Source organism: Nocardia sp. NPDC059195 (assembly GCF_042754695.1).
In the GTDB taxonomy this organism is placed as follows: Bacteria; Actinomycetota; Actinomycetes; order Mycobacteriales; family Mycobacteriaceae; genus Nocardia.
In genome coordinates, this window is the sequence record NZ_JBHZBG010000036.1 from 15,253 (window position 1) to 34,703 (window position 19,451).

Here is a 19,451-nt window from a genome sequence, read left to right on the forward strand (position 1 = left end):
ACCGGGCCGCGAGGCAGCCGAACCTGCTCGCGGTCGGGTCAACGGCACCGACCCGTCGCGCACGCGGAGCCCGGTGCGCGACGGGCCCACCTCGATCTGCGACCCTCACCTGACGAGGCGAGCGGTGTTCGACCCGAATCCGGTCGCGGCCCGAACACCCGCACATCAGCGAGAGGACTCGACATGTCGGACGCGAAACGGATCACCTGGGGCAAACCCCGCCACCCCACCGACGCCGACCGCGACGCCCTACGCGAGGACCTGCTCACCAAGGCCCGCGCCGTGCGCGCCGACGGCTGGGCGAACTACCGCACCGAGTGGCCCGCGGGTCAGGTTGCTGTTGTCGCCTATCTACTCGACGACACCGAAGTCCTGACCGAACTCGAAGAAAGCGAGAGCACCGTCTTGAGTCGTTTCGCAGCTGACCTGTTCGGCTTCACCGGGGGGCGCAAAGACAACGAAAAAGGTCTCGTCGACACCCAAGCCTGGTTCAGCACCGTCCGCAAATCCCTCGCCACCCAGCGTCGTGACCTGTAGCTGGTCGGAGTTCCCGTCGGCTGGATCACCTCGATACGCGATGCCCTACGTGATACCCTACGTGCATGAAGGTGAAGACGAGCGTCTACCTCGATCAGGAGCAAACCTCGCGTTTGAAGCATGCCGCTGAGGCGACCGGTCGATCTGAGGCGGAGCTCATTCGAGAGGGCATTGATCTCATCCTGCTGCGTGCCCCTCGGCCGCCGCGCACACGACCTTGGCCTACTTTTGATTCCGGTGATCCGCATTTTGCGACACGGGCGGACACTCTGCTCAATGACGCCTACGAACAGTGAGCTTCTTCATCGCGGACACCTCCGCGATCATCGCCGCATATGACAGCGCCGCTCCACAAGGTCCTCGCGTCCGGGAGTTGCTCGGCACTGGCGTAGCAGTCGTGTCGGCGCTGGTCTTGGACGAGGTCGACCACCTGCTGGTCGCACGGTTCGGTAAGGACCGCCGCCACGCCAACCTTGTCCTCGATGATCTACTGACGTCGGCAGAGGAGGGAAGCGTGCTCATTCCACCGGTCGATCATCCTGACATCCGCCTCGCGCATCGTATTATCGGCCAGTTCGCAGGTTTGCGGCTCGACCTCGCCGATGCAGTCAATGTTGCTCTCGCAGAGCGCTATCTGACGAACGAGATCCTTACGCTCGACGAGCGCGACTTCCGCGCCCTCAAGCCACTGAACTCGTCGTACGCGGCTTTTCGGCTACCGATCCAGGATTCATGAGGACCTCGGGCGCTCCACAGGCCAGCCGCGCCACCAAGCCGTCTGCCGCGGGCATTTCGTGACAGAAGCCACAACGCAGGGCATCATGAAGTCTCGCGACCGGGCGCGGCAGGGACAACGGTTGTATGGGCGGATGGAGCGCGCGCTCGGCGGTCGCGGTCTTCGTGCCGTCAATCAGCGGGTGGGGCGGACCGCGGCGGCTTCGCTAATCTCCTGATGTTGTTGCGGCACAACGACACCGGGTACCGGCCGCGAACCCCGCTGGAGCGAATCTGGGAGAGCTCCGTGTCTAACCCGCCATCGCTGCGACGGTGAGTGCTGATGAACCTGATCGTTCTGCGCACGATTACCGGCGGATTGTTGCTCGCGGTATTCGTGCAGAGTGTGGTGTGGTGCTTCGATCCGAAGCAGGAAGTCATGCAACCGATCAATGCGGTACTACTGATCGCGGCCGCGATCTGCGGCATACCCGCCGACCGGGTCGCCGCCGCAGCGCAGAACCGTCGTCAAACGCTGCTGGCCATGGCACACGACCTCACCCGCAGTCGTGCCCTGCTGACGGAAGCGCGGACACTCGCCGCGCGCCCGAGGGAGGGTCAGATCTACCCACGTCTGAGACTCGCGACGCTCGATACCGCCGTCTTGATGAATGCGCTGAGCGTTCCACGCGACCGGGCGGTGATCGACCGGGCGTTGGATCTCGAGGGCCTTGCCTTCGAGCTGAACCGCAGGCTGGAGATCACCGAGGTCAGGTTATGTACGGCTGAGGACATTCAGCGCGCCGAGATCGACCATCTCGCCGCGACGGCCGCGAACCCGGACGGACCTTTCGCTCGAACCGCTGCCGCGTTGACCGCCTTGGAAGACGCAGTTGAGGCAGCGTTGCGCCCGGCCTGGCCGCGGCGGGCTACTACCAGCGATCCGGGGTGACCGGCGCGTCCCACGCCTTGGCGAAACGGGTCTTGTCCTTGGTCTCCACTTCCTTGCGGCGGTAGACGATGTAAGGGCGGGTGACGTAGCCGATGGGGGCGCTGAACATGTGGACCAGGCGGGTGTAGGGCCAGGCCGCGATCAGGGCGAGGACCACGAGGCCGTGGAGCTGGAAGGTCCAGGGGACACCGACCATCAGGCCCGGTTCGGGGTTGATCGAGAACAGGCTGCGGAACCAGGGGGAGACGGTTGTGCGGTAGTTGTAGGTACCCCACAGCAGGTTGGAACCCCAGGTGTTGCTCAGGCCGGTGACCAGGGCCAAGGTCAGCAGCGTGTACATCATCACGTCGTTGCGGCTGGTGTTCTTGCGCACGGCCGGAATGACGATGCGGCGGTAGCACAGGATGGCAACGCCGAGCACGACCATGAGTCCGGCGATGGAACCCGCACCGACAGCGAGGATGTGATAGGCGTGCTCGGAGATGCCGACCGCCGCGGTCCAGGATTCGGGGATCAGCAGGCCCATCACGTGACCGAAGAACACGCCGAGCATGCCGAAGTGGAACAGCGGGCTGCCCAGTTGCAGCAGCTTGGACTCATAGATCTGCGAGGAACGGGTGGTCCAGCCGAACTGGTCGAAGCGATAGCGCCAGACATGGCCCAGCACAAAGGAAGTCGCCGCGATGTAGGGCAGGATCAGCCACAGGCCTTCGGGCAGGGGGATGGTGGCGTTCATCTGCGGCCTTCCGTGGCTTCGAAGAGTGCGGGGTCCATGGCGTACGGCTCGAGGCCGACCTCTTCCTCGGGCGGACCCTGGGCGGCGAGTTCGGCGATGCGCCTGCGGTCGGCGGTGGTGACCGGCGGCAAGGTGGTGAGGACCGCGCCGAGGACGCCGCTGTAGGGAGAGTTGTTGTCGCCCAGCGACAACCGCAGCAGTTCCATTACCGGCACGTGCTCGCCGAGCAGGCGTTCGCCACCGATCGGGTCGATGGTGGCGGCGAATTCCAGCAGCACCGGCAGGTGGTCGGGCAGTTCCTCGTCGCCGAGTTCCACCCCCGCCTGGCGGTAGGCATGCTTGAACCGCAGCAGCGCCATCCCGCGTTTGCGGGTGTCACCGAAGGCGTAGAACGTCAGGTGCAGGCTGGCGCGGCGGCGCATGTCGAAGGTTTCGACGTAGCTCTGTGCCACCTCGATCGCCGGGGTGTCGCGCAGGTAGGCGAGTATCTCGGCGAAGTGCGCCTGCACCTCGTCGGGCAATCGCGCCGCGGCTTCGGTCAACTGGTCGAGCATGGCCAGGGTCTGCTCGCCGGGGTAGTCGAGCAGGAGCGCGGCGAGCCGCCACACGACCAGGCGGTCGTGCTCGGCCATCTCGGTAACCGGTTGGGGCCGTTTACGAATCGACAGCAGACTCATGGTGCGACACCGCTCACCGGGGTGTCGGCGACGGCAGCGCCGTTGCTGCCGTTGCCGTTACCGGTCTCCCCGTTGCCGGCTGTCTTGCCGTTCGCGTTCGGCAGGAGTCCACTGGTGCTGCGCCCATCCCAGTTGAGCAGGTTGATCCGGCCCGACTTCTCCTCGGGCGCGGCCTGATTGGTGTCCGACAGCGAGAACTTCTCGACGACCTGGTCGAACGCGGTCATGCCGGGCCCGCCGTCGGTGTCGAGACTGCACCCGGTGGCCAGCGAATCCAGTTCGTGCGCTTTGGAAGTCGCGCCCATCGGGATCACGTACCGGTGCTCGTACTTGGCGATGGCGAGCAGCCGGTACATTGCCTCGATCTCTTCGGGCTCGAGACCGATCGACGGCGCGATGTGGGCTTCGGGTTCCTCGCCCAAGTTGACCGAACGCATGAATGCCCGCATCCCGGCCAGCCGCTGCAACGAGGACCGCACCGGCCCGATCTCCCCGGCGGTGAACAGCTCGGCGAGGTATTCGAGCGGGATGCGCAGCGCGTCGATGGCGCCGAACAGGTTGCGCACGTCCTCGCCATCGTGACCGGTCTCGGAGAGCACGTCGACGACCGGCGACAGCGGCGGTACGTACCAGACCATCGGCATCGTCCGGTATTCCGGGTGCAGCGGGAGCGCCAACTGGTAGTCGACGATCAGCTTGTACACCGGCGAATCCTGTGCGGCGGTAATCCAATCCGACGAGATGCCTGCCTTCTCGGCTTCGGCGATCACGCGCGGGTCATGCGGGTTGAGGAACACCCCGAGCTGGGAGGTGTAGAGATCCTGCGGATCGGTGACCTGGGCCGCTTCGAGCACCGCGTCGGCGTCGTAGAGCATCACGCCGATGTAGCGCAGCCGCCCGACACAGGTCTCCGAGCACACGGTCGGAATCCCGACTTCCACACGCGGGTAGCAGAAAGTACATTTCTCCGCCTTGCCCGTCTTGTGGTTGAAGTAGATCTTCTTGTACGGGCAGCCGGTGATGCACTGCCGCCAACCACGGCATTTGTCCTGATCGACGAGCACGATGCCGTCTTCCTCGCGCTTGTAGATCGCACCCGAGGGGCACGACGCGGCGCAGGAGGGGTTGAGGCAGTGCTCGCAGATGCGCGGCAGGTAGAACATGAAGGTCTCTTCGAACTCCAGTTTCACCTTGGTTTCCAGCTTGCCGAGGATGGGGTCCTTGCCGACCTGCTCGGGACCCGAACCCAGGTCGTCGTCCCAGTTCGCACCCCAGGTGACCTTGGTGTCCTCACCGGTGATCAGCGACTTGGGCCGCGCGACCGGGGTGGTGTCCGTGGGCGGCGACGACAACAGGTTGTCGTAGTCGTAGCTCCACGGCTCGTAGTAGTCGTCGACCGTGGGCAGATCGGGGTTGGCGAAGATGTTCATCAGGCGCTTGAAACGCGAGCCCGACTTGAGGGTCAGCTTGCCGCGCTTGTTGAGCGTCCAGCCACCCTTCCACTTCTCCTGGTCCTCGTACTGGCGCGGATAACCCTGTCCGGGACGGGTTTCCACGTTGTTGAACCACACGTACTCGGTGCCGCCGCGGTTGGTCCACGCCTGCTTGCAGGTGACCGAGCAGGTGTGGCAGCCGATGCACTTGTCCAGGTTCATGACCATGGCGAGCTGAGCCATTACACGCATGTCAGTACTCCACGTTCTGGTTGCGGCGGCGGATCGTGGTGACTTCGTCACGCTGGTTTCCGGTGGGGCCGTGGTAGTTCAGGGCGAAGGACTGCTGGGCGTAGCCGCCGATCAGGTGCGAGGGCTTGATCAGCACCCGGGTGAGCGCGTTGTGGATACCACCGCGCTTGCCCTTGGCTTCCTTCGTGGTGTCCTCGGCGCCTTCGATGCGCGGTACGTCGACCGCGCGGTCCTGGGCGTGGTACATGAAGACCGTGCCTTCCGGCATGCGGTGCGAGACGATCGCGCGGGCGACGACGACACCGTTGCGGTTGATCGCCTCGATCCAATCGTTGTCCGCCACCCCGATCTTCTTGGCGTCGACGTCCGACATCCAGATCGTCTGACCGCCGCGCGAGAGCGTCAGCATGTGCAGGTTGTCCTGGTAGGCAGAGTGGATCGACCACTTGGAGTGCGGCGTCAGGTACCGCACCGTCAGGCCGTTGCCGCTCACATTGCCGATGCTCGGCTCCGCGAACAGCGCCGACATATCCAGGGGCGGACGGAAGATCGGCAGTTGCTCGCCGAGTTCGATCATCCAGTCGTGGTCGAGGTAGAAGTGCTGGCGACCGGTGAGGGTGTGCCACGGCTTGAGCCGCTCGACATTGATGGTGAACGGCGAGTACCGGCGACCACCGGATTCCGAGCCCGACCATTCCGCCGAGGTGATCACGGGTACCGGGCGAGCTTGGGTGTCGGCGAAGGTAATCCGTTTGCCCTCGGCCTCTTTCGCGAGGTCGACCAGTTCGGTGCCGGTACGCCGCTCCAGCGCCTCGAACCCTTCGACCGCCAGCCGGCCGTTGGTGGTGCCCGACAGCGACAGAATGGCCTCGGCGGCGTGGGTGTCCTTGGCCAGTGACGGCCGGCCCGCCGCGATGCCGGAGACGATGGTGCCGTTCTGCCCGGCCAGGTACTCCACCTCTTCCTCGGGGAAGGTGGTGATGCCCTTGGTCGTCAGACCGAGCTTCTCCACCAGTGGCCCGAGCGCGGCCAGCTTCTCCGCGATCTTGGTGTAGTCGCGTTCGATCTCCACGATCTTGGGCATGGTCTTGCCCGGAATCGGCTCGCACTCACCGGCTTTCCAGTCCAGCACCTTGCCACCGGCCTGCGCCAGCGCGTCGGGAGAATCGTGCTGCAACGGCACCGCGACAATGTCTTTGCGGGTGCCGAGGTGCTTCTCGGCCAGCCAGGAGAACCCACGCGCGATCCGGTGGAACGCCTCGAAGTCGGTCTTGGCCTCCCACGGCGGCGAGATGGCGGGGGAGAACGCGTGCACGAAGGGGTGCATGTCGGTGGAGGACAGGTCGTGCTTCTCGTACCAGGTGGCGGCGGGCAGCACGATGTCGGCGAACAGCGTGGTGCTGGTCATCCGGAAGTCCAGTGCGAGAAGCAGATCCAGCTTGCCCTCGGCACCTTCCTCACGCCATTCCAGTTCTTTCGGGCGCACGCCGGTCGCATCGGTGGTCTGCAGGTTGGACCCGCAGCCGAGCAGGTGCTTCTGGAAGTACTCGTTGCCCTTGCCCGAGGAGCCGAGCAGGTTCGCGCGCCACACGGTGAGCACGCGCGGGAAGTTCTCCGGAGCGTCGGGGTCTTCGCAGGCGAAGCGCAGGTCGCCCGATTTCAAACCGTCGACGACGTGCTCGGCGGGGGTCTTGCCCGCTTCGGCTGCCTCGTCGGCGAGGTCGAGTGGGTTGCGGTTGAACGTGGGGTAGCTGGGCATCCAGCCCAGACGACTCGCCAGGGCGATGTTGTCGGCGGCGGTGCGGCCGGCGAACTTGCCCTTGCCCAGCGGCGACGCGAACGAGTCCGAGGTGAAGGGGTCGTAACGCCACTGGTCATTGGTGAGGTACCAGAACACGGTGCCCTGCATCTGACGCGGCGGACGCTGCCAGTCGGACGCGGAAGCCAACGTGGCCCAACCGGTGACGGGACGGCACTTCTCCTGGCCGACGTAATGGGCCCAGCCGCCACCGTTCTTGCCCTGGCAGCCGGTGAGCAGCGTCAGGGTGAAGAAGGCACGGTAGATCTGATCGGAGTGGAACCAGTGGTTGGTGCCCGCGCCCATCAGGATCATCGAGCGACCGCCGGAACGTTCGGCGTTGTCGGCGAATTCGCGTCCGATGCGCGCGGCCTGCGCGGCGGGAACGCCGGTGATGTTCTCCTGCCAGGCCGGGGTGTACGGCGACTCGGCGTCGTCGTAGCCCTTGGCCCATTCACCCGGCAGGCCGTCGCGGCCGACGCCGTACTGTGCGAGCAACAGGTCGAAGACGGTGGTAACCCGTTTGCCCGCAACGATTTTCGTCGGCACACCGCGGATGATCGACCCGGCGACATCGGTGTCGAATCGCGGCAGCGCGATGGTGGCGGGCTCGTCGGCGGAATGGCCGAGCAGGGTGAGCAGCGGGTCGACACCCTCGAGGTCGAGGTTCCACTTGCCCGCCTCGCGCTCGCCGAAGCGGTGGCCGAGCGAGCCGTTGGGCACGACCGGGTTGCCCGCCTGGTCCAGCAGCACCGGCTGGTGCTCGACGCCCTCGCCGGTGTGGCCCAGATCGGCGGCGGTGAGGAACTTGCCGGGAAGGGCGCCGTCCTGATCTGCCGCCTCGTCGAGGCAGATCAGGTACGGCAGATCGGTGTAGGACTTGATGTAGTCGGTGAACATCGGAGTCTGCTTCTCGATGAAGAACTCCTTGAGCACCACGTGGCCCATCGACATCGCCAGCGCGGCGTCGGTACCAGGGCGCGCGGCCACCCATTCGTCGGCGAACTTGGTGTTGTCGGCGTAGTCGGGGGAGACCACCACGACCTTCTGGCCGCGGTAGCGCGCCTCGGTCATGTAGTGCGCGTCGGGGGTGCGGGTCACCGGGACGTTGGAGCCCCACATGATGAGGTAGCCCGCGTCGAACCAGTCGGCGGACTCCGGCACGTCGGTCTGGTCGCCGAACACCTGCGGCGAGGCCACCGGCAGGTCGGCGTACCAGTCGTAGAACGACAGCATGTAGCCACCGATCAGCGACACGAAGCGCGCGCCGGTGGCGTGGCTGACCATCGACATCGCGGGGATCGGCGAGAAGCCGGCCACGCGGTCGGGGCCGTACTGCTTGATCGTGTAGACATGCGCGGCGGCCGCGATCTCGGCGGCTTCCCACCATTCGGCGCGGACGAAACCGCCCTTACCGCGCGCGGTCTTGTACGCCTTGGCCTTGGCCGGGTCCTCGACGATGGACTCCCAGGCCAGCACCGGGTCCTTGAGTTCGGCCTTGGCCTTGCGGTACAGGTCGAGCAAGGTGCCACGCACGTACGGGTAGCGCACGCGGGCAGGGGAGTAGGTGTACCAGGAGAAGGAGGCGCCACGCGGGCAGCCGCGCGGCTCGTACTCGGGCTTGTCCGAGCCCACCGACGGGTAGTCGGTCTGCTGGGACTCCCAGGTGATCACGCCGTCCTTGACGTAGATCTTCCAGGAACACGAGCCGGTGCAGTTCACGCCGTGGGTGGAGCGCACCACCTTGTCGTGCGACCAGCGGTCCCGGTAGAACTCGTCGGCATCGCGGCCGCCGACCTTGTAGACGGACCGGTTGTCGGGCGAGACCTCGCCCCGCTGAAAATACTTACCGAGGTTCAGCAATGTGTCGCCGAAATCGGTGGGCGACGGACCTTGCGTGCGCGAATTAACCACGACGCCCCCTTCGAGTACGTGAAATCGGGCTGTTGGGGAAACTCTAAGGAGGCGGACTCCTTCGGCAAAACGAACTTTTCACATCCGTATTCGGGTCGCGGTGAGCTGTGAGGTCGGCGAAATGCTGTGGTCACGGGGGAGGTACGTGGCGGCGCCCGCGATCGGGGGCTCACCAGGGTGAACGAGGCGCGAGCTGGCCGAACGCGGAGATCGAGGGGTGCGTCGGCGGGTCGGCGGTGATGCTTCGGAAACGACTGGTTCTCCCGCGGTTTACATTTGTTTACACGCCCGGTGTGCCCGCTGAACAGCGCTGATGTGACGCCACACACAACTATGGTCGAGTCGGATGAGCATCCGGCGCGGTGCCGAGTCGGCCGGCGGTGGCAGGACGTACCCGGTGGTACCGGACGATCGTCGCGCCCGGCGGGACGGGTTCCGGCGTCGATCCGCGGCGAACTGGCGAGGCGCCGATCGGCGGTGGGTGTCCAGGAGGGGCGACGACCGCGGTCGAGCGGTGCGGAATCTTATAGCAATGCTGAACGGAAAGAATTAGAATCCTTTTAATTCGGTTCGGCACACCGTATTTCGTGACCACGCACACAGTTGCCGAAGGTTAACTACCCAAATGGCGCGGCGCCAATATAAAGAAACGGCATCTTTTCCGGTCGGCGGTTGGTTCGAGCTCGAGCAGTCGTCCAGGATGGGCCTGTGCAGACAGGAAGGGTTGGGGTGCTACCGAAGCCATCGTTCGACGGACCCGATGGGCCGCCGAAACCGCCGACGCTCGGCGGATTGCTGCGGCGACTTCGCGACGATCGGCGGATTTCGAGGGAAAAACTCGCCTTCGCGGCGGGGGTCAGCTCCAGTTACATCACGCATTTGGAGAGTGGGGATAGAGACCGGCCGACACGCGCGGTGATCGAGGCGCTCGTGCGCTACCTCGACCGGATCGCGCCGGTGACAGATATCGAGCGCAGACATCTATTCGATCTTGCCGGGCTCGCCCCTGTCGATAATCCCACAGTCGAGGATCTGCGAGCCGAGATCAGCGTCGAGATGCGCCGGACATTGGCGTTGCAGGAACCCGATCTGGCGGCCTATGTCGACACGCGCTGGAACGTGCTCGCGGGCAACGAATCCTACGACCGCGCGTTCCCTGGACTGGTCGAGGATGTCAATATTCTGCGCTGGTTCTTCGGCAACCCGCTCTCGCGCAAAGTAATGGTGGAATGGGAGAAGGAGTCCACGCTCACCGTGCACTGGCTGCGCGGACTGATCGGCCAGCAGGTCGGCGGTGACTGGGCTGCCGAACTGCTCGACGAATTGGCGCAATATCGCGACTTCCGCCGCACATGGGACGACGGCGACACCGCGTACGGGCGCGAGCACACCGCCATGCGGCTGTGCGATCTGCACACCGGCGAGAACTACACCGTCGACGTCCAGCTGTTCCGGCTCGACTCCGTCGCCTATCCCGGCCGCATCCAGTACTACCTGGGTGTTCGCGGTCTCGATCACTAGATTCCGACGACCGCCGCCGACTGGACGGCGTCCGGGGCGCTGGCCGTGACCAGTGCGGCCAGTGCCGCGGCGACCTGCTCGGGATGGGTCAGCGCGCAGCCGTGGCCCGCACCGGCCACCGTGCGCACACCGTTCGCGCCCGGCAGCCCGTCCGCCAATCGCGTGCATTTGTCGGCGGTGCTGCTGTGGTCGTGTTCGCCGCGCAGCACGAGAGCGGGCACGCTGATCTCGCCCAGCCGCCCACGGACCGAATCGCGCCCGATCAGGCAGTCGGCCGCCGGGCGGATCGCGGTGCGATCGGCGGCGAGCCAGCGGGTGATCCAGGTCCGCCAGATCTCCGGATCGGTGCCGCCGATCAATCGCGGCGCGAGGTCTTGCGCCAATGGCCGCAATGCGCCGCCGTCGCACCATTCGTCGAAGAAGTTCTCGTAAAAGGTTTCATCGTCTCTGGTGCACGCATCGGCCTCGGTATCGAGCAGTGCCAGCCCGGTGACGCGTTCGGGCGCGAGCAACGCCATCCGCAGTGCCGCGTAACCGCCCTGACTCACGCCGCCGACAATCGCGTTCTCGATGCCGAGTGCGTCGAGCACCCGCAGGCCGTCGGTGGCCAGATCCCAGTAATCGAAACCGGGGTTGTCGCCGTATCCGGTCCGGCCGTGACCACGGGCGTCCCAGGTGACGACATTGATATCGGTGTGCGCCAGTACCTTCCGGATCGGGTCGAACATGGATTCGTCCATGAGGAAGCCATGGGCGAGCAGCAGCGTCGGACCGTGGACGGCATCGGTGTGGAAATGGATATTGACAGAATCGGAGTGCACGAAGGGCATGGTCGAAACATACAAGCGAATCAGTCGATTTCGCCCGGTTGCGGACCGAATGCGGCATCGCCTGATCGGTGTACGGCCGGTTCTGTGAATTCACTGGCGAGTGTATGTACCTATCTGGGGACAAATATTTGTGCGCGCCCAGTGGACATGTCTGTTCATGACCGATTGGATAGGAGGCGTCGGCGAAAATCGGCTCGAATCGGAAAAACGGGGATATTGATGAGGGTGACGGAGCAGGGGCAGGATGCCCACATAAGTCTGGCCGCCGCGGGTGACAGCGTGTCGGCGACATTCGCGGTGTGCGACGCGGAGGGCAGGGCGATCTGGTACGGCCCGTTCATCGACGCCGACGCCGACCATCCGCGCGGCGACCAGCTCGCTGCCGCCATGGGTGCCGCGGGCCGCGCGATCTGGCTCGCGGGCCGAGCGCGCGAGGACACCGGGGTCGAGAAGGTGACATTGCACCTGGCGGTCAGCGAGGAGGGGCTCGACGCCATCACCCTGGCCTGCACCGCGTCGATGGCCGGGCTGGCCCTGGATCTGGTTGTCACCGAAGACAATCCGGCACTGGACTGGTGCCAGGCCTTCGGCAGGCTCGACTGGACATCGGGCCCGTTGACCGATCTCGTCGATCCAGAGGTACCACAGACGATTCCGATGCTGCGGGCGATCACCGGCGGCCTCGACCAGCAGTCCGAACCACAGGAAAGGCTCGACATGCACGAACTGGCAATCGATCCCTCGATGGAACTGCGCTCGGCACTGGAAAGTCTGCTGCTGCACGACGCCGTCGGCATGGACGCCAAGATGCGTCACGCCGTCGCCGCCGTCGTCCACCTCGCTGTCGACACCCCGCACGGCCCGCCCGAGGACGCTGAGGAATTCCTCGGCCGCCTCGACGCCTCCTGGCTGGTCGCGGCCTGGCTCGGCCACGACACCGAACTCTCCCTCATCGCCACCCTCGCCGCCGGCGAGATCCCCGCCCTGTCCTGGTGCGAACTGATGTTCACCACCACACTGGCACCATGGTCGACGAGTCCGGTCGCGGTACACGCGCGACGGGTGTTCGGGACCGTGCAGCGTGGGGCGCTGGGCGCGGTCCGGGCTCAGGTCGGCTGAGCAGCGTCGCGCTCCGGGTTCGTCATCGGTGGTGTCGGTCGGCGTCTATGTCGGCGAAGGAGCTCACCCAAAGATGGGGTGGGCGTGCAGGGTTGGGCTCGCCGGGGCGGTGCACGCCGACGACCTGCCAGCCTGCGGTGACGGCGGCGTCGAGTTCATCCGGGTGGTCGGACAGAAACAGGATGTCCGGCGGGGCGACACCGATGCGTTCGGCGATGGATTCGTAGGACGTGGGCTCGCGTTTAGGGCCCGCGGTCACCAGGTCGAAGTGGTCGACTATGAGGTCGGACAGATCGCCCGCGTCGGCGAAGGCGAACCAATCACGTTGGTTGCGTTCGGATCCCGAGGAGTAGACGTAGAGCTTGGTGCCTGCGTCGTGCCACGCTTTCAGTGCGGGTGCCACGTCGTCGAAGAAGCGGCCGTGCAGTGCGCCCGCGCGGAAACCTTGGGCGCAGATCGCGCCCTGTGCAGTCTTGAGTGGTTCGGCCTTGACGTCGGATTCCAGCCAGCCGCGCAGGATTTCGGCGATGCGGTCGGTTCCCGCGTTGGCTTCACCGGCGAGTTCGCGGGTTGCGACGATCACCGAATCTGCTGTGCCGTCGGTGTTCTCGGACAGCCAGGCCCGAAGGTGGGCTGAGGTGTAGCCGTAGAGGTCGGTGCGGACCGCGTCGGTGGGGCTGGTGGTGCCCTCGATGTCGAGGACGATCGCGCGGGTCACGCGAGCAGTTCGTCGAGTGTCGGGAAGCCCGCGCTGATCTTGTCGCCGGTGAAGTCGCCGACCCAGCCGTCGGCCTCCTCGAAAAAGCGGATGGCGATGAAGTCGGGGGTGGTGCCCATGTCGAACCAGTGCAGGGTGCCCGCGGGGACCGAGAGCAGGTCGCCCGCTTCGCAGACCGTCGCGAGCACGGCATCGCCCACGTGCAGGTAGAAGCAGCCGCGGCCGGCGGCGAAGAAGCGCACCTCGTCCTCGGCGTGGCGGTGCTCATCGAGGAACTTCGCACGCGCGCCGGCGGCCGTGGCGGGCCACTCCGGGTTGCCGGTGTCGGGGTGGATGCGGGCGACGTCGATGTGTTCGTAGCGGCCCGAGGCGTTGAGTTCGGCGATCTGCGGGCCGTAGTGGGCGAGCAGGGTGTCGGAGTCCGTGGCGGCGGCGTCGGCGAGCACGTCCCAGTGCGAGTAGGCGATACCGTGCTGTGCCAGCTCGGCGCCGATCTCGGTGGGGTCGGTGGTGCGCACCCGGACGTCGGCGGCGTTGTCGGCGGCCATCACTTGCAGCAGGGTCATGTCGGTCCGATCTCGAGAGGCGTGGCGTCGGTACGTCCGGTGCGGGCGATCAACTCGCACAGGGCTTCCAGGCATTCGGCGCGATCACGCGCCTGGGCAAGTGTGTCACCCCACGTGGTGATCCCGTGCCCGGTAATGAGCAGAATCGGTGGGGCATCAGGGTTTTCGCGAAGAAAGGTTTCGATGTCTGTGCCGATGCGTGGGACGTCCGGCCAGTTCGGGAACACCGGGATCGCCACCGACGACGGGTCGGCGAGGCCGAATCCCTTGAGCAGTTCGAAACCGGTGATCCGCACAGGAGTGACCGCGCCGCCGGGCCGCGCGGCGGTGGTTGCCAGCGCGGTGGCGAACGGGGAGTGCACGTGCACGACCGCACCGGCAGGGCGGGTGCGGTAGACGGCGGTGTGAATGCTGGTCTCCGCGGACGGTTTCCGGGTCTGGCCGGGGCGCGCGGTGGTGTCAGCGATCGCGACGAGCACCGTATCGTCCGCGCCCAGTTCACCTTTGGACAATCCGCTGGCGGTGATGAGCGCATCCTCGCCGCCGCCGGGGAACCGCACCGAGATATTGCCTGCCGTGCCCGGCATCCACCCGCGATCATAGAGTTGACGTGCGGTGGCGGCGATCTCCTGACCTCGGGCGGCGAACGAATCAGAATTCCGGTAGACCACACCGTTTTCCGTGACCACAGCGGTGACGAGGTCGGTGGGTGTCACGTCGAAAGCCGGGTTGAATACCGCAGTGTCCGCCGGTGCTGTCGCGACCCCGCCGAATCCGGTGACCTCGGCAGCGGCTCGCTGTTCCACCACGATCTGCGCGCCGGTCGCCATCGCGGGATCGCGGGTGGACTCCGGGGCGACCACGATGAACGGGATGCCGTGGTGGCGTGCGGCCAGCGCCAGGGTGAAGGTGCCGATCTTGTTGGCGACATCGCCATTGGCGGTGATCCGATCCGCACCGACGAGCACGGCGTCGACCTGACCGGTCGCCATCGCCCACGCGGCGGCGGAGTCGATGGTCAGCCGGTGCGGGATGCCCACCTCGGCCAGTTCCCACGCGGTGAGCCGGGCGCCCTGCAGCAGCGGGCGGGTCTCGTCGACGATCACGTCCTCGACGGCCCCGCGCTCGTGCAGCACCCGCAGTGCCCCGATCGCGGTACCGAACGCGCTGGTCGCCAGCCGGCCGGTATTGCAGTGGGTCAGCAGCCGGAGCGGACGCTCACCGCACAGTCGTTGCACCAGGTCGGCGGCATGGGTGGCGGCGGCAAGGTTGACCCGACCGTCCTCGGCGAGCAAGTCGAGGGTCTCTGCCAGCACCGCATCGGCGCCGTCGGCGATCCGGGCACGTACCCGGTCGACTGCCCACGCCAGATTGACGGCCGTCGGGCGCGCCGCGGCGATGCGGTCGGCTTCAGCCTGCACCGCGGCCACATCGACCACGCGGTGAGCGCGGGGAGCGGTTTCGCCGGGCACGCGGTGGACCGGGCTGCCCCCGTCATCGAGTACGCCGTCGGTCGAGCTACCCGTTTTACCGGGCATACCGTTGGTCGGGCGATCCGCCGCGCCGGGCATACCGTGGCGGGTGTGTGTCCTGGTCGCGATGACCACACCGAACGCGCCCGCGATGCCGATCGCCGGAGCGCCGCGAATGGCGAGGGTGGTGATCGCGTCGATGATCTCGTCGACGGTGCGCAGGCGCAGTTCCCGCACCTCGTGCGGCAGTCCGCGCTGGTCGATGGTGACGAGCGCACCGTCGTCCCAGATCAGGGAACTGTCGTCCATCGGGGTTGTCCTTACAGGTCGCTTGCGATTGCGGCCCGTAAACGGTATCCGACCTGGGCGTGCCCGGACTCATGGGCCTACGTGTGAACAGAGCCCGAATCTGTCACCACATGTCCGAGCGGCTGAGACAACGCGGCGCTCTGTCGCGACGGCGCCGACTGCGGGCTGTGATCGTCGGGAGTTCCGTGCGACAGGCGAGACAGCAATCCTGGCCGGATACGGCTTCGCCGGCCTGTTCATCAGTCACGATCTGGCCGTGGTGCACCAGGTCGCCGACCGGGTTGTGGTGCTGCGGCAGGACCGGATCGTCGAAACCGGCGAGGTGCGCGCGGTATTCGCCGCACCGGCTCAGGAGTACACCCGCCGCCTGGTCGACGCGGTGCCCGTTCCTGATCCGTCGACGGCGCGGCGGGGGCGGGACGGATCCGGGGCAGGCGCGCTACTGAGCATTGGGGCATGACGTGGACGAGCCGCCGGTAGCGATACCGGCGGCTCGTCGACACACGTATTTCAGTGATGGCCGGGGCGGCGCTGCTGATCACGCCGATCGTCCTGGCCTGCTCGCGTCATCCCTTGCGAGTCCTGCTCCTGCCGCTGCCCCTGCTCCTGCCGCTGCTCCTGCTGCTGGCGCGGCATCTGCTTGGGCATTTTCTTCGGTGCTTTTTTAGACTTGTCAGCCATCTCCACACGGTCCTTTCCGAGGGATAAAGGTTTCAAAAGCCTTCAACGCACTGTCCGACGCAATCCACCTCGCGTGCGGGGCGTCCCACGCCTGACTCGTCCAACAATAAGCACCAATACGGCGCGAGGGTAGACCTGAGGCAAAAATAGGTCTCCTACCTGCGTGAATGCGGCGTGTCAGTGCCTGGGATCCATCGGTCCGGATAATCCGGACTCCGCCATTCTGTGCCGACTCGAGAATTGTGTCGAATGTGGGGTATTCGATCTCGGTCATATTCACGAGGCTTGGCAAGAGTTCGGTCAGGAGGGGAGTGGGAGGAACTCGACGGTTGATCCGTCGGTGGCATCCGGGGGGACGATGACCAGGCCGTCGCGGTCTATGAGGCCGGCCAGGTGGGCGGTGCGGACTATGGGGTCGCCGAGCCAGCCGCCGTCGGGGGCGTAGCGGGCGGGGGTGATGCGTGGGACCGGGGCGGTGATCTCGGCGGCGTTGTGGAGGGGGCCGAGGATTCTTCGGGGGAGGGGGGAGCCGGTGCGGGCGGCGACGATCGCGGGGGTCAGGGCGAGGAGGACGGCGATCGCGGCGAAGGGGTTGCCGGGGAGACCGAGGATGGTCGGTCCGGTGGGGAGCTCGGCGACGACGGTGGAACCGCCGGGGCGCAAGGCGAGTCGGGGGACCAGGATGCGGGCTTCGGCTCGGGCGATGGCGGTGCGGAGCTGGTCGGCCGCGCCGCCGCCGGTGGCACCGACGACGACGAGTAGGTCGAAATCGGAGGTGTCGGTGAGCATGTCGTCGAAGCCGTGCGCGGTGTCGCGCAGGTGGACACGGTCGATGACGCGAACACCGCAGCCTGTGAGCAGATCCGGCAGGACGGGGCCGATTGAGTCACGGGTCTGGCCGGTCTGGAGGGGGCCGGTGCTGCGAATTTCGTCGCCGGTCATGACAATTCGTGCGCGGACCGGTCCGCGCACGATGCCTGTGGTGACCTCGACCGAGGCGGCGGCCGAGCGCAGGGCCGCGGTGACTCGCGTGCCTGCCGGTGCCACGAGGTCGCCGATCTTCCTGTCCTCGCCGCTCTTTCGGACATCACCGCGGATCGGGGTGTCGGGCAGGCGGGTCAGTTCGTCGCCGGTGATGGCGGCGAATTCGTCGCGCAGGACCGACATTGTGCCGTCGGGGACATGGGCGCCGGTGGCGATGCGCACCGCTTCGCCGGGGCGCAGGCCCTCCGGCCTCGCGCCGCCCGCGAATCCGACGTCGCGGCGTAACTGCCACGGGCCGTCGCCGCAGACGGCGTAACCGTCCATGGCCGAGACGTCGAAGCGGGGCAGTGGGCCCGCGGCGGTGATCGGTGCGGCCAGTGCGGCACCGGGGACTTCGCTGAGCGCGGCCTCGTAGGTGACCAGGGGAGTCAGGCCGGTGCCGATACGTTCGCGCGCTTCGGTGAGGTCGAGGCGGGTCGACGCGCGGTCGGTGGCCAAGGACTCGCGGGCGCGGCGGACTTCGTCCTCGGTATCGCAATCAGCGATATCGGGCAGCTCGACCAGGATCGTCTCGGCGGGCACGATGGCCTTCATCGGCTGGTTCACCAGCGAATCCAGTCCGGCCAGCGCTGTGACCAGCGCGCTGCGCCGCCATGCGCCGACGAGATACTGCGGGCGACCGGAGGCATCGATCGCGAAAACGGCATCCGCGGTGGATTCGGTTGCGCTGCGGAGCAATTCGCGGACGGTCTCGTCGGTGAGGAAGGGCATGTCGGCCGCGAGCACGACCACCCAGGGCGCGACGGAATCGAGTGCGATGAGGCCGGTGCCGATCGCCGCGACCGGGCCGGAGCCCGGCGGCACCTCACGAACCTGGCCGAACCGGGAATCGAGCTGACGATGCGGTCCGACCACGACGACCTCGGCGCAGTCGCGCACCGAATCCAAGGCCGCGTCGAGCATCGAGCGACCACCGATCACGATCGCCGGTTTGTCGACCCCGCCCATCCGGCTGGCTCGCCCACCGGCGAGCACGATGGCATCGGCGGTGGTCATCGGATGATCCTGGATCGGGTAATCGGCACGAAAGTCATGCTAGTAGGCGTGACGCCGGTGCTCGCGCAGCCAATAGCCGCTCAGAGTCGCGCCGTGCGCAGGACGACGCGGCCGTCGACGATCGGAACGCCTTCTTCGGTGAGCAGCCGCAGCTGACGGGTGGCGAGGTGCGCGGCGGGGCGGCCGCTGGCGCCGATGACGCGGTGCCAGGGGAGGTCCGCGGAGTCGGTGCGCATGATCCAGCCGACGGTGCGAGCCGAGGACAGCCCGGCCGCCGCGGCGATATCGCCGTAGGTCGAAACGCGGCCCGGCGGGATCGCGGCGACGAGTTCGCGGACCTTCTCCACCTGTTCCTCCGTCGTGACGGCCATCGGGCTAGAGGACCGTGGCGATCAGCGCGGCCGTGTCGGCGGGGCGGGCCTGGGCGACCATGTGGTCGCAGTCCCAGACCTCGGCGGTGAAGGTGTCGAGGTGAGACGTGAGGGCGGCCAGGAACTCCGCGGTGACATACGGCGGCTGCACCTTGGCGGCACGGACCAGCACCGTCGGCAGATCGGCGGGCGGCAGCACGAACGGTCGCGCCAGCTGACCCCAGTACGAGGTGATCGCGGGCTGGAAGATGCGCCAACCGACCCGGCCGCCCTCGGTCGGCACGAGGTGCTCGGCCAACTCGCGCTCCAGGATCTCGGGATCTACTTCGCCGGGTCCCCACGCACTGACCTGCTTATCGGAGCGGGCCTCGGCGAGGTCGGTGTAATCAGGGGAGGCGAGATTCGCCAGGGCGATCTGCTCGATCAGTTTCGCGTCGATGCCGATCGCGGGATCGAGCAGGACGAGCGCGCGCACGAGGTCGGGATGCTGCCGGGCCAGATGGATGCCGGTCGCGCCGCCGAAGGAATGGCCGACCACGACGACCGGGCCGTCGGTCTCGGCGCGCAGCAGCTGCGCGAGATCGGCGACGATCGTGTCGAAATCCCACGGCGGCAGTGAGGTGGAGCGGCCGTGTCCGCGCAGGTCGGGGGCGATGATCCTGGCCTGGGGCAGGTGCTCGGTGGCGAGGGTTTCCCACCGGTTGCCGTGGCCGGTGAGACCGTGCAGGGCGAGGACGACGGGACCGTCGGCGGGGCCGAATCGGTGCACATGAAGCGACGACACAACTGCCATTCTGGCCGGTCGCGCCCG

General features: G+C 66.8%; 19 protein-coding genes. 7 read left to right on the plus strand and 12 right to left on the minus strand.

What is annotated here, in order from left to right:
- Nucleotides 1–183 precede the first annotated feature (183 nt).
- The 4 genes from ACFXKN_RS30010 (at nt 184) to ACFXKN_RS30025 (ending at nt 2,203) form a co-directional block, all read left to right on the plus strand.
- On the plus strand, nt 184–537 hold the full coding sequence (locus tag ACFXKN_RS30010; protein WP_379434273.1) for a hypothetical protein: 354 nt from the start codon (nt 184–186) through the stop codon (nt 535–537).
- A gap of 65 nt (nt 538–602) precedes the next feature.
- Nucleotides 603–833, plus strand: coding sequence for a CopG family transcriptional regulator (locus ACFXKN_RS30015; protein WP_378940242.1), 231 nt, complete (start codon nt 603–605; stop codon nt 831–833).
- The gene (locus ACFXKN_RS30020; RefSeq protein WP_378940240.1) at nt 830–1,273 is read left to right on the plus strand and encodes a PIN domain-containing protein; all 444 of its coding nucleotides are present in this window, start codon (nt 830–832) and stop codon (nt 1,271–1,273) included. Before ACFXKN_RS30015 ends, ACFXKN_RS30020 begins: the two co-directional genes overlap by 4 nt.
- A gap of 321 nt (nt 1,274–1,594) precedes the next feature.
- Nucleotides 1,595–2,203 (plus strand): hypothetical protein, encoded by a 609-nt coding sequence (locus ACFXKN_RS30025; RefSeq protein ID WP_378940238.1) that lies wholly within the window; start codon nt 1,595–1,597, stop codon nt 2,201–2,203.
- Here ACFXKN_RS30025 and narI read toward each other — a convergent pair.
- From narI to ACFXKN_RS30045, 4 genes are read right to left on the minus strand one after another with little or no spacing between them, the layout of a single operon-like run.
- Nucleotides 2,184–2,939, minus strand: a complete 756-nt coding sequence (gene narI / locus ACFXKN_RS30030; protein ID WP_378940236.1) for a respiratory nitrate reductase subunit gamma — start codon at nt 2,937–2,939, stop codon at nt 2,184–2,186. The genes ACFXKN_RS30025 and narI overlap by 20 nt on opposite strands.
- Nucleotides 2,936–3,616, minus strand: a complete 681-nt coding sequence (gene narJ, locus ACFXKN_RS30035) for a nitrate reductase molybdenum cofactor assembly chaperone (protein ID WP_378940234.1) — start codon at nt 3,614–3,616, stop codon at nt 2,936–2,938. The genes narI and narJ overlap by 4 nt, the downstream gene beginning before the upstream one ends.
- On the minus strand, nt 3,613–5,292 hold the full coding sequence (narH, locus tag ACFXKN_RS30040) for a nitrate reductase subunit beta (RefSeq protein WP_378942908.1): 1,680 nt from the start codon (nt 5,290–5,292) through the stop codon (nt 3,613–3,615). The genes narJ and narH overlap by 4 nt, the downstream gene beginning before the upstream one ends.
- Before the next feature lie 10 nt (nt 5,293–5,302).
- Nucleotides 5,303–9,013, minus strand: a complete 3,711-nt coding sequence (locus tag ACFXKN_RS30045; RefSeq protein WP_378940232.1) for a nitrate reductase subunit alpha — start codon at nt 9,011–9,013, stop codon at nt 5,303–5,305.
- A gap of 792 nt (nt 9,014–9,805) precedes the next feature.
- Between ACFXKN_RS30045 and ACFXKN_RS30050 the strand changes: the two genes are divergently transcribed.
- Nucleotides 9,806–10,534 carry a helix-turn-helix transcriptional regulator gene (locus ACFXKN_RS30050; RefSeq protein ID WP_379434287.1) on the plus strand — a complete coding sequence of 243 codons (729 nt, stop codon included), beginning with the start codon at nt 9,806–9,808 and terminating at the stop codon, nt 10,532–10,534.
- Here ACFXKN_RS30050 and ACFXKN_RS30055 read toward each other — a convergent pair.
- Nucleotides 10,531–11,364: an alpha/beta fold hydrolase gene (locus ACFXKN_RS30055; RefSeq protein ID WP_379434274.1), complete on the minus strand. Its 834-nt coding sequence runs from the start codon at nt 11,362–11,364 to the stop codon at nt 10,531–10,533. The two genes, ACFXKN_RS30050 and ACFXKN_RS30055, sit on opposite strands and share 4 nt — an antisense overlap.
- A 219-nt stretch (nt 11,365–11,583) precedes the next feature.
- On the opposite strand from ACFXKN_RS30055, the gene ACFXKN_RS30060 reads away from it, so the two are divergent.
- Entirely contained in the window at nt 11,584–12,483 is a 900-nt protein-coding gene (locus tag ACFXKN_RS30060) for a hypothetical protein (protein WP_379434275.1), read from the plus strand.
- Between the two features lie 22 nt (nt 12,484–12,505).
- On the opposite strand, the gene mtnC is transcribed toward ACFXKN_RS30060, so the two are convergent.
- The 3 genes from mtnC to mtnA are packed head-to-tail and all read right to left on the minus strand — an operon-like array spanning nt 12,506 to nt 15,548.
- Complete coding sequence (gene mtnC / locus ACFXKN_RS30065; protein ID WP_379434276.1) at nt 12,506–13,201, minus strand: acireductone synthase; 696 nt, start codon at nt 13,199–13,201, stop codon at nt 12,506–12,508.
- The gene (locus ACFXKN_RS30070) at nt 13,198–13,767 is read right to left on the minus strand and encodes an acireductone dioxygenase (protein WP_378940222.1); all 570 of its coding nucleotides are present in this window, start codon (nt 13,765–13,767) and stop codon (nt 13,198–13,200) included. Before ACFXKN_RS30070 ends, mtnC begins: the two co-directional genes overlap by 4 nt.
- The gene (mtnA, locus tag ACFXKN_RS30075) at nt 13,764–15,548 is read right to left on the minus strand and encodes an S-methyl-5-thioribose-1-phosphate isomerase (RefSeq protein ID WP_379434277.1); all 1,785 of its coding nucleotides are present in this window, start codon (nt 15,546–15,548) and stop codon (nt 13,764–13,766) included. The genes ACFXKN_RS30070 and mtnA overlap by 4 nt, the downstream gene beginning before the upstream one ends.
- A gap of 256 nt (nt 15,549–15,804) precedes the next feature.
- On the opposite strand from mtnA, the gene ACFXKN_RS30080 reads away from it, so the two are divergent.
- The gene (locus tag ACFXKN_RS30080; protein ID WP_379434278.1) at nt 15,805–16,008 is read left to right on the plus strand and encodes a hypothetical protein; all 204 of its coding nucleotides are present in this window, start codon (nt 15,805–15,807) and stop codon (nt 16,006–16,008) included.
- Nucleotides 16,009–16,058: 50 nt separating this feature from the next.
- Here the strand turns inward: ACFXKN_RS30080 and ACFXKN_RS30085 are convergent, their stop codons facing one another.
- The 4 genes from ACFXKN_RS30085 to ACFXKN_RS30100 form a co-directional block, all read right to left on the minus strand.
- On the minus strand, nt 16,059–16,229 hold the full coding sequence (locus ACFXKN_RS30085; protein ID WP_378940216.1) for a hypothetical protein: 171 nt from the start codon (nt 16,227–16,229) through the stop codon (nt 16,059–16,061).
- Nucleotides 16,230–16,529: 300 nt separating this feature from the next.
- Nucleotides 16,530–18,269 (minus strand): NTP transferase domain-containing protein, encoded by a 1,740-nt coding sequence (locus ACFXKN_RS30090; RefSeq protein WP_379434279.1) that lies wholly within the window; start codon nt 18,267–18,269, stop codon nt 16,530–16,532.
- An 80-nt stretch (nt 18,270–18,349) separates the two neighbouring features.
- A complete protein-coding gene (locus ACFXKN_RS30095) occupies nt 18,350–18,640 on the minus strand; it encodes an MGMT family protein (protein ID WP_378920489.1) in 291 nt (96 codons plus the stop codon).
- Nucleotides 18,641–18,644: 4 nt separating this feature from the next.
- Nucleotides 18,645–19,433: an alpha/beta fold hydrolase gene (locus ACFXKN_RS30100; RefSeq protein WP_378940210.1), complete on the minus strand. Its 789-nt coding sequence runs from the start codon at nt 19,431–19,433 to the stop codon at nt 18,645–18,647.
- Nucleotides 19,434–19,451: the final 18 nt, after the last annotated feature.